Source organism: Streptomyces sp. NPDC018031 (assembly GCF_044327625.1).
Classification (GTDB): Bacteria; Actinomycetota; Actinomycetes; order Streptomycetales; family Streptomycetaceae; genus Streptomyces.
The window spans coordinates 1-10,241 of record NZ_JBIRFT010000042.1; the positions used below are offsets into that span (position 1 = coordinate 1).

Here is a 10,241-nt window from a genome sequence, read left to right on the forward strand (position 1 = left end):
CGCAGATCCGGCGCCCCCGCCGCACCCCGCAGCACCTCCGGCAACGACCAGTCCGTGAACGGGGCCAACGCCTCCGCACACTCCTCCAACCCCGCTCGGAACACCGGATCCGCATCCAGCAACTCCACCGCCATACCCGCCCACTGCGACCCCTGACCGGGAAAGACGAACACCATCTGGCGGTGTCCGGTCCGCTCGCCGGTGACCACGTGGGCAGGGGCGGTGTCCGCCGCGGCGACGGCCTTCAGACCGGTGATGAGCTCGTCGCGGTCGGTGCCGATCACCACCGCTCGGTGGTCGAACGCCGTCCGCGACACCGCCAGCGACCGGCCGACCCGGGCCGCGCTCCACTCCGGGGCGGCCGACACGGCCTCCGCCAGCCGGGCCGCCTGAGCCCGCAACGCCGCCTCGTCCCGGCCCGACACCACCCACGGCACCACCCCCGGCACCTCGGCGGGGGCACTCTCGGCCGGAACCTCCTCGGCGGCCGGGGCCTGTTCGAGGACGACGTGGGCGTTGGTGCCGCTGACGCCGAACGAGGAGACCGCTGCCCGGCGGGGACGTCCGGTCCGCGGCCAGTCCCGCTCCTCGGTGAGCAGGGACACCCCGCCGGCCGACCAGTCCACGTGCGGGGTCGGTTCGTCCACGTGCAGGGTGCGCGGCAGCACCCCGTGCCGCATCGCCATCACCATCTTGATCACACCGGCCACCCCGGCGGCCGCCTGGGCGTGCCCGATGTTGGACTTCAGCGAGCCCAGCCAGAGCGGACGGTCCGCCGGCCGCCCCTGGCCGTAGGTCGCCAGCAGCGCCTGCGCCTCGATCGGGTCGCCCAGCTTCGTCCCGGTGCCGTGCGCCTCCACCACGTCGACCAGGTCCGCCGAGAGAGCGGCGTCGGCGAGCGCATGGCGGATGACGCGCTGCTGGGAGGGGCCGTTGGGAGCGGACAGGCCGCTGCTCGCGCCGTCCTGGTTCACCGCGGAGCCGCGCAGCACGGCGAGGACCGGGTGCCGGTTGCGCACCGCGTCGGAGAGGCGTTCGACCAGCAGCATGCCGACGCCTTCGCCCCAGGCGGTGCCGTCCGCCGCCGCCGCGAACGCCTTGATGCGGCCGTTGCGGGCGAGGCCGCCCTGCCGGCTGAACTCCACGAAGCTGCTGGGTGTCGCCATCACGGTGACCCCGCCGGCGAGCGCCATGGCGCAGTCGCCCCGGCGCAGCGCCTGGGCGGCCAGATGCAGGGTGACCAGTGACGACGAGCACGCCGTGTCCAGGGTGACGGCGGGCCCTTCGAGACCCAGCACATAGGCGACGCGTCCGGAGGCGACGCTGCCCGAGTTCCCGCTGCCGACGAAGCCCTCGACGGCCTCCGGCACCGAGGTCAGCCGGGAAGCGTAGTCGTGGTACATGAGCCCGGCGAAGACCCCGACGCGCTCGCCGCGGACCCGTGCCGGGTCGACGCCGGCGCGTTCGAACGCCTCCCAGGAGGTCTCCAGCAGCAGCCGCTGCTGCGGGTCCATCGCCAGCGCCTCGCGCGGGCTGATGTCGAAGAAGGCGGGGTCGAAGGCGTCGGCGTCGGCGAGGAAGCCGCCCTGGCGCACGTAGGAGGTGTGCGGGCGGCGGCCGTCGGGGTCGTAGAAGTCCTCGGCCCGCCAGCCCCGGTGGGCGGGGGGTTCGCCGATGGCGTCCCGGCCGGACGCCACCAGCTGCCACAGGTCCTCGGGTGAGGTGACGCCGCCGGGGAAGCGGCAGGCCATCCCGATGATCGCGACGGGTTCCCGGGCGGCGTCCTCCAGCTCACGCACACGTCGCCGTGTCTCGCTGAGCTCGGCCGCCGCCCACCGGAGGTTTTCGCGAAGCTTGTCTTCGTTCGCCACTGTGAGCAGCTCCTAACGACCGTGGCGGTCGGACGAGTTCGGGGGGGTGGGCGGGGGCGGTGTGCCGCCGCTTCCTTCGGTGCGCAGCTCCGCGAGCATGTCGAAGAGTTCGTCGTCGGTGGCGGCGGCCAGGTCGGCCCGCTCCGGGGGCTCGGCCGCCGCACCGGGCTGCGCCGCGTCACCGCCGGTGCCCGCGACGCCCCAGCGGCCGAGCAGGTCCCGCAGCCGCAGGCCGATGGCGGTCCTGGCGTCCTCGTCGGCTTCGAAGGGGGCCAGGAAGGTCTCCAGCCGGTCCAGTTCCTCCAGCGCGGGACCGAGCTCCACCGTGTCGTCGTCCGCGTACTGGTCGCACAGGTGGTCGGTGAGGGCGGTGGCGGTGGGGTGGTCGAAGATGAGGGTGGCCGCGAGGTCGAGCCCGGTGATCTCCTGGAGCCGGTCGCGGAGTTCGAGGTCCGCCAGGGAGTCGAAGCCCAGGTCCAGGAAGCCCTTGTCCGGGTCGATGCGCGGCGGGTCGGTCTGGCCCAGCACGGTGGCCGCGTGGGTGCGCACCAGGTCGAGCAGGACGCGCCGGCGTTCGTCGTCGGGCATGGCCGCGAGCCGGTGCCCCAGGGCCGCGGTCGCGGTGTCCTGCGGCTCGGGCGGGCCCGGGGCCGGGAGCGGCGGTTCCGCCGCCGGGCCGGCGCCGGCCGGGCCGCGCAGCAGCGCGGGGGCCCGGTGGCCGGCCGCCGGGTCGCGCAGCGCCTCGTGGTCCAGGCGCAGCGGCACCAGTGCCGGTTCGGTGCCGGCGCGGGCGGTGTCGAGCAGTGCCAGCGCCTCGCCGGTGGGCAGCGGCAGGACGCCACTGCGGCCGATGCGGGCCAGGTCGGCGTCGTCCAGCTGCCCGGTGAGCGCGCTGCGCTCGGCCCACAGGCCCCAGGCGAGGGACAGCGCGGGCAGTCCCTGGGCGCGGCGCTGCTGGGCCAGGGCGTCCAGGAAGGCGTTGGCGGCGGCGTAGTTGGACTGGCCGGGTGAGCCGAGCGTGCCCGCCGCGGAGGAGAACAGCACGAACTCCGCGAGGTCGCGGGAGCGGGTCAGCTCGTGCAGGTGCCACGCGGCGTCGGCCTTGGGGCGGAGCACGGTGTCGAACCGTTCGGGTGTCATCGCGTCCAGCACCCCGTCGTCGGCCACGCCCGCGGTGTGCACCACGGCGGTCAGCGGACGCCCGGCGGGCACGGCGTCCAGGACGGCGGCGAGGGCGGCCCGGTCGGAGACGTCGCAGGCGGTGACGGTGGCCTGGGCACCGAGGGTGCCGAGCTCCGCGACGAGTGCGGCGGCGCCCGGCGACCGCTCGCCCCGGCGGCTGACGAGCAGCAGGTGCCGGGCGCCCTGCGCGGCGAGATGGCGGGCGACCGCGGCGCCGAGGGTGCCGGTGCCGCCGGTGATCAGCACGGTGCCGTGCGCGATCGCGGCGGTGGCCGCGGCGCCGGACCGGTCGTCCGGGCCGGCGTCCGGCTCCGGCCCGGTGGCCGCCAGCGGCTCCAGCCGGGGGACGAGCAGCCGCCCCTGACGGAGCGCCAGCTGGGGTTCGGCGCCGGACAGCGCGGCCGCCTGGGCGGCCGGCCCGGTGTCCTCCGGGGCGCCGGCCGCGGCGGGCTCGTCCGCGGGCAGGTCGAGCAGGGCGAACCGCTGCGGGTGCTCGGCCTGGGCGGCACGGACCAGCCCCCACACCGAGGCGCCCACCGGATCCGCCGGCTCGCCGGGCGCGGTGGACACCGCGCCGCGGGTGACCACCACCAGGCGGGAGGCGCCGGTCCGGGCGGAGCCCAGCCAGGCGCGGAGCAGCCGGGTGGCCTCGCCGGTGGCCGCGCGGACCGCCCGGGGGACGTCGGCGGGCGCCGCCGCGTCCGGGACGACGGGCACCCGGACGGTGTCGGGGAGGGCGTCGCCGCCGGCCAGCGCGGCGGTCAGGGCGGCGGTGTCCGGGTAGGCGGTGCCGAGCGGGCCGGCCGGCCCGGCGCCGTCGCCGCTCCGCTCGCCCGGCCGGTCGGCGAGGGGGGCCGGGGCGGGCCGCCACACCGTGCGGAGCAGATCACCGGACGGGCCGCTGCCGCCGGGATCGCGGGGGGCCGGGCGCAGCAGCAGCCGCTCCACGGCGGCCACCGGGGCGCCGGCCGCGTCGGCGATCCGCAGGGTGACCGCGTCCTGGCCGGCGGGTGTCAGTCGTACCCGCAGGGCGGGCGTGCTGATCGCCCGTACCGACACCCCGCGCCAGGAGAACGGCATCCGGGCGTCGTCGGCGTCCTCCGGACCACCGGCGGCGGCGAGGGCCTGCACCGCGGCGTCCAGCAGCGCGGGGTGCACGGTGAACCGGTGGCCGGCCTCGGCCTGCGGCGCGGACGGGGCGGAGGCGACCTCGGCGAACACCTCGTCGCCGGACCGCCACACCGACCGCAGGCCGCGGAAGGCCGGCCCGTAGTCGAAGCCGCGGGCGGTGGCGCGCCGGTACAGGTCGTCGACATCGACCGGTTCGGCGTCCCGCGGCGGCCAGGACACCAGGTCGAACGCCGTCGGGGGCGCCCCGGCGGTCAGGGTGCCGGCGGCGTGCCGGGTCCAGGGCAGCTCACCGTCGCCGGTGGCGGGCCGGGAGTCCAGGGTGATCCGGCGGCGCCCGGCGTCGTCGGGCGCGCCGACGGCCAGCCGGATCCGTACGCCGTCGGCGGGTGCCTCCGGTCCGGGCAGGACCAGCGGGGCGTGCAGTGTCAGGTCCTCCAGCCGGTCGCAGCCGGTGCGCGCCCCCGCCCACAGGGCGAGTTCCAGATAGGCGGTGCCGGGCAGCAGGACCCGCCCGGCGACGGCGTGGTCGGCGAGCCAGGGATGGGTCCGCAGCGACAGCAGGCCGGTGGACAGGGTGCCACCGGAGTCCGGGAGTTCCATGTGCGCGCCGAGCAGCGGATGGTCCGCGGTCACCAGCCCGGCGGCCGTCACGTCCCCGGCCGCGGGCGGGTTCTCCAGCCAGAAGCGCTGCCGCTGGAAGGGGTAGGTCGGCAGGTCCAGGTGGCCGGCCGGGCCGGGGAAGACGGTCGACCAGTCCACCGGGACTCCGTGCACGTGCAACTGGGCGAGTCCGTCCAGGACGCGGTCCAGCGGGTGGGCGGCGGCCGCCGCCGGGGCGGTGGTGCCGACTCCGGGCTCGGCCGCTTCATCGGCGGCGGTGCCGGGCACCACGAGCACCGTACGGTCCGGCAGCTGCCGGGCGGCCCGCAGGATGCCGTCCGCCGCCACCGGGGTGGTGCCGGTCTCGACGTACACGGTGTGCCCGCGGTCCAGCAGCGCCGCCACGGTCCGCTCCAGGTGCCCGGCGGGGTGGTCGCCGCACCAGTGGGCGTGGTCCAGCCCGGTGGTGTCCACCGGGCCGTCGCCGGTGGTGGAGTAGCAGGGCAGGTCCGGCGCGCGGAGGGTCACCGGCGCGGTGCCGCCGGAGGTGAGCAGGGCGGCGGCGTCGTCCAGGGAGAGCGCGCCGGCCACGCAGAGCGCGGCGAGCTGCCCGGCGCCGTGGCCGACCACCGCGGCGGGCCGCAGGCCGTGCGCCTGCCACAGGGCGGCCATCGAGACGGAGACCGCCCAGTGGACGATGCGGTCCCAGGGCGCCTGCGGGGAGCGCCCCTCGGACGGGGTTCCGGGGCGCCCGCCGGAGGAGTCCGCCCGGTCCGCCGGCGGTGTGTCCCCCGCCGCGCGCACCACGTCCAGCAGGGGGCGGTCGGTCCGGGTGGCGAGGGCGGCGGCGCACTCGGCCATCCGCCGGGCGAAGTCCGGTGCGGTCTCCAGCAGTGCGGCCGCGTCGGCCGGCCCGCCGGGGGCGGTGTCCGGGACCACCAGCGTCACCCGCCCCTGGTCGCGGGCGACGCCGCACCGGATGCCGGGCGCGGGCCGGCCGGCGGTGAGCGAGTCCAGCGCCGCCAGTGCCGCGGAGCGGTCCCCGCCCGGCACCACCGCGCGGTGCTCGAAGGCGGTGCGGGTGCGGGCCAGGGCCGTGCCCGTGTCCGCCGGGCCGAGCGCGGGATGCGCGGCCAGGTGTGCCCGGAGCTGCCGGGCCTGCGCGTGGAGCGCGGCCTCGGTGCGTCCGGACAGCAGCCACGGGACGGCTCGGTGGGCGGGCGTGCCGGTGGCGGCGTCGCGTCCGCCGCCGGCCGGGTCCCGCGGTTCCGCCGCCGGGCCGGCCGGGTCCGGCCGGTCCTCGGGGGGCTCCTCCAGGATGAGGTGCGCGTTGGTGCCGCTGACTCCGAAGGAGGAGATGCCGGCCCGGCGCGGCTGTGCCGCGCGCGGCCAGGCCGCGTCCTCGGTGAGCAGGGCGACGTGCCCGGCCGACCAGTCGACCCGCGAGGTGGGTGCGTCGATGTGCAGGGTGCGCGGCAGCGTCCGGTGCCGCAGGGCGAGCACCATCTTGATGACGCCCGCCACCCCGGCGGCGGCCTGGGCGTGACCGATGTTGGACTTCACCGAGCCCAGGCGCAGCGGACGGTCGGCCGGCCGGTCCCGGCCGTAGGTGGCCAGCAGGGCCTGCGCCTCGATGGGGTCGCCGAGGGACGTTCCGGTGCCGTGTGCCTCCACGGCGTCGACATCGGCCGCGGCCAGGCCGGCGTCGGCCAGAGCCTGCCGGATGACCCGCTGCTGGGCGGGCCCGCTGGGGGCGGTCAGGCCGCTGCTGGCGCCGTCCTGGTTGACGGCGCTGCCGCGGATGACGGCGAGTACCCGGTGGCCGTTGCGGCGGGCGTCCGACAGTCGTTCCAGCAGCAGCATCCCGGCGCCCTCGCCGAGGGCGGTGCCGTCGGCCTGTTCGGCGAAGGCCATGCAGCGGGCGCGGCCGGACAGGCCGCGCTGCCGGCTGAACTCCACCAGGGCCAGCGGGGACGCCATCACGGTGACCCCGCCGGCCAGTGCCATGGTGCACTCGCCCTGCCGCAGCGACCGGCAGGCCAGGTGCAGGGCGACCAGGGAGGAGGAGCAGGCGGTGTCCACGGTGACCGCGGGCCCCTCCAGGCCCAGCGTGTAGGCGACGCGGCCGGAGGCCACGCTGCCGGTGCTGCCGTTGCCGAGGTAGCCCTCCAGGTCGTGCGGTGTCCGGCGCAGCCGGGCCGCGTAGTCCTGGCCGATGAGCCCGGCGAAGACACCGGTGCCGCTGCCGCGGAGCGTTTCCGGGTCGATGCCGGCCCGTTCGCACGCTTCCCAGGAGGTCTCCAGCAGCAGTCGCTGCTGCGGGTCCATGGCCAGCGCCTCGCGGGCGCTGATGCCGAAGAAGTCGGCGTCGAACAGGCCGGCGTCGTGCAGGAACCCGCCCTCGCGCACGGTGACCCGGCCGGGCCGGGCCGGATCGGGGTCGTAGAGGTCCCGGTCCCAGCCCCGGTCGGCCGGGAAGGCGGAGATGGCGTCCCCGCCGTCGGCCAGCAGCCGCCACAGGTCCTCGGGGGACCGGACGTCGCCGGGGTACCGGCACGCCATGCCCACGATGGCGATCGGTTCGCGGGCCCCGGCCTCGACCTCTTGCAGCCGCTGGCGGGTCCTGCGCAGGTCGAGCGTGAGGCGCTTGAGGGTGTCGAGAACCTTCTCGTCACTCGTCGTCATTGTCAGCTGTCGCCCTTCTCCGCGACGGAAGTCCGGTCTCGACGTGGTTCAGGAGTTCCGCAGTTCCTGGTCGACGATGGCGAGCATCTCGTCCAGCGTCGCGGCTTCGACCTCCTCGGACGCGCCGCTGTCGGGTGTGGTCGCGGCGGTGCCGTCCGGCCCGCCGGACGGTCCGTCGCCGGGGTCGCCGCCGAGGTCCGTCAGCAGGGACTTCAGACGGGCGGCGAGCCGGCCGCGTACCGGGTCGTCGGCGCCGATGCTCCGCACGCCGGCTTCCAGTGCGTCGAGTCCGGCCAGCGCGGCCGGGGCGGCCGAAGCGGCGGCTGCGGCCGGCCCGGCGGGTTCCCCGTCGGTCAGCAGCTCGCCGCGGAGCCGGTCGGCGAGCGCGGCCGGACTGGGGTGGTCGAAGATCAGCGTGGCGGGCAGGCGCAGTCCGGTGGCGGCGCCGAGCCGGTTGCGCAGTTCCACCGCGCGCAGCGAGTCGAACCCGGACTCCAGGAAGCCGCGGCCCAGGTCCACCGCGTCCGGCGAGGCGTATCCGAGGACGGCGGCGACGTGACCGCGGACCAGGTCCAGCAGTGCGTGCTCGCGCTCGACCCGGGGCAGGCCCGCCAGCCGGCCGCGGAAGTCCTCGGGGGCCTGCTCCGCGGGCGCCGCGGCCCGGGCCGCGCGCCGGGGCGCGGCCGCCGACAGCCCGCGCAGCAGGGGGGAGCGGTACCCGCCGTCGCCGCCCGCGCCGGTGAGGTCCAACCGCACCGGCAGGGCCAGCGGGCGGTCCTCGGCGAGGGCGGTGTCGAACAGTTCCAGGGCCTGGGCCGAGGTCAGCGGCAGCACTCCGGAGCGGCGCATCCGCAGCCGGTCGGCCTCGTCCAGGCCGCCGGTCATCCCGCTGGTGTCGGCCCACATGCCCCAGGCCATCGAGATCGCGGGCAGTCCCTGGGCGCGGCGGTGCCACGCGAGGGCGTCGAGGTAGCCGTTGGCCGCCGCGTAGTTGGCCTGCCCGGCGCTGCCGAGGATGCCGCCCGCCGCGGAGAACAGCACGAACATGGTCAGTTCGGCGTCCCGGGTCAGCTCGTGGAGGTGCCAGGCCGCGTCCACCTTGGGGCGCAGCACGGCGCGCACCCGCTCCGGGGTGAGTGCGGTGACCACCCCGTCGTCCAGGACGCCGGCGGCGTGCACCACACCGGTCAGCGGGCGGTCGGCCGGGATCGCCCGGAGCACCGCGGCGAGGGCCTCCCGGTCGGCGGCGTCGCAGACCGCCACGGTGGCGCGGGCGCCCAGCTCCTCCAGTTCGGCCGACAGTTCCGCGACTCCCTCGGCCCGCGCGCCGCGGCGGCTGACGAGCAGCAGGTCCCGCACGCCGTGCCGGGTCACCAGGTGCCGGGCCACCAGGGCGCCGAGGGTGCCGGTGCCGCCGGTGATCAGGACCGTGCCGTGCGCGTCCGGCTCCGCCGCCGCGGCCACGTGGGCACCGCCCGCGCGGGACAGCCGCGGGACCAGGGCCTGTCCCGCGCGCAGCGCCGTCTGCGGTTCCGCGGACGCGATCGCTGCCGGCAGCGCCCGTGCCGAGGCGTCGGTGCCGTCGAGGTCCACCAGCCGGAAGCGGCCGGGGTGTTCGGCCTGGGCCGATCGCACCGCTCCCCACACCGCCGCCGCTGCCGGGTCGGTGCCGGTGCCGGGCATGCCGACGGCGCCGCGGGTGACCCACACCAGCCGGCCGGACTCCCAGCGGGGGTCGGCCAGCCACGCCTGGAGCACGGCGAGCGCGTCCACCACGGCGTGGTGCACCGGCTCGGCCGCGGCGGCGTCGTCGGGCCCGGCCGGCGGGGCCCACGGCAGGACGACGACCTCGGGAGTTCCGGTCTCACCCGCGTCGATCGCGGCGGCGAGGGCGTCCAGGGCCGGGTAGCGGCCCGGCGCGGGCCGGGCGGTGGCCTCGTCGCCCGGGACGCCGGCGGTCAGCACCGGGGCCGTCCCGAGCGCGTCCTCGCCGAGCAGCGCCCACCGGTCGGTGGCCGGTCGCGGGGCGGTGGCCGCGGCCGGTGCCGGGGCCCAGTCGAGGTGGAACAGCGCGTCGTGGTGCCCGGTGCGGGCGGCGGCGCGCAACTGCTCGGGACGCACCGGGCGGGCGACCAGCGTGCCGATCGTGGCGACCGGCTCGCCCACGTGGTCGGCGAGCCGCAGCGACAGGCCGTCGCCGTCACGCGTCATCGTCACCCGGACGGCGGTGGCGCCGGTGGCGTGCAGTTCCACACCGGTCCAGGAGAACGGCAGGATCACCTGCTCGGCGCCGTCGAGCAGACAGGAGTGGAGGGCGGCGTCGAGGAGTGCCGGGTGGACGCCGAAGCGGTCGGCGTCGGCGTGCTGTTCCCGCGGCAGCCGGATCTCGGCGTACACCGTGTCCCCGGCGCGCCAGGCCGCGTGCAGTCCCCGGAACGCCGGGCCGTAGCCGAGGCCGTCGTCCGCGAGCCGCTCGTAGAGCCCGGCGAGGTCGACCGGCAGCGCACCGGCGGGCGGCCAGGCACCGGCCGGGTCCCGCTCCGGCTCCGCGGTGTGCTCGGCGAGCGTTCCGGAGGCGTGGCAGGTCCACGGGTGACCGGCCGGTGTCTCGTCGGCGGGTTCGGGTCGGGAGTGGATGGTCAGGGGCCGGCGGCCGGTGTCGTCCGGGCCGCCGACACGTACCTGGACCTGCACCCCGCCCTGGTCCGGAAGCACCAGCGGTGCCTGGAGCGTCAGCTCCTCCACCCGCCCGCACCCCAGCTGACCACCGGC

At 77.5% G+C, this 10,241-nt stretch carries 3 protein-coding genes; all 3 read right to left on the reverse strand.

Features of this window, described 5'->3' with window-relative positions; all coding sequences use genetic code 11:
- Nucleotides 1-1,871 (reverse strand): type I polyketide synthase (locus ACH4B3_RS34055; protein ID WP_398469635.1); only part of this gene is annotated, 1,871 nt, incomplete at its 3' end.
- Between the two features lie 12 nt (nucleotides 1,872-1,883).
- A complete protein-coding gene (locus tag ACH4B3_RS34060) occupies nucleotides 1,884-7,469 on the reverse strand; it encodes a type I polyketide synthase (protein WP_398469637.1) in 5,586 nt (1,861 codons plus the stop codon).
- Between the two features lie 48 nt (nucleotides 7,470-7,517).
- Nucleotides 7,518-10,241: type I polyketide synthase (locus tag ACH4B3_RS34065; protein WP_398469639.1), on the reverse strand; the 2,724-nt coding region annotated here is incomplete at its 5' end.

What these genes read in the sequence shown, in the direction of transcription:
- ACH4B3_RS34060 (WP_398469637.1), bottom strand. Translation starts at nt 7,469, where the DNA reads ATGACGACGAGTGACGAGAAGGTTCTCGACACCCTCAAGCGCCTCACG.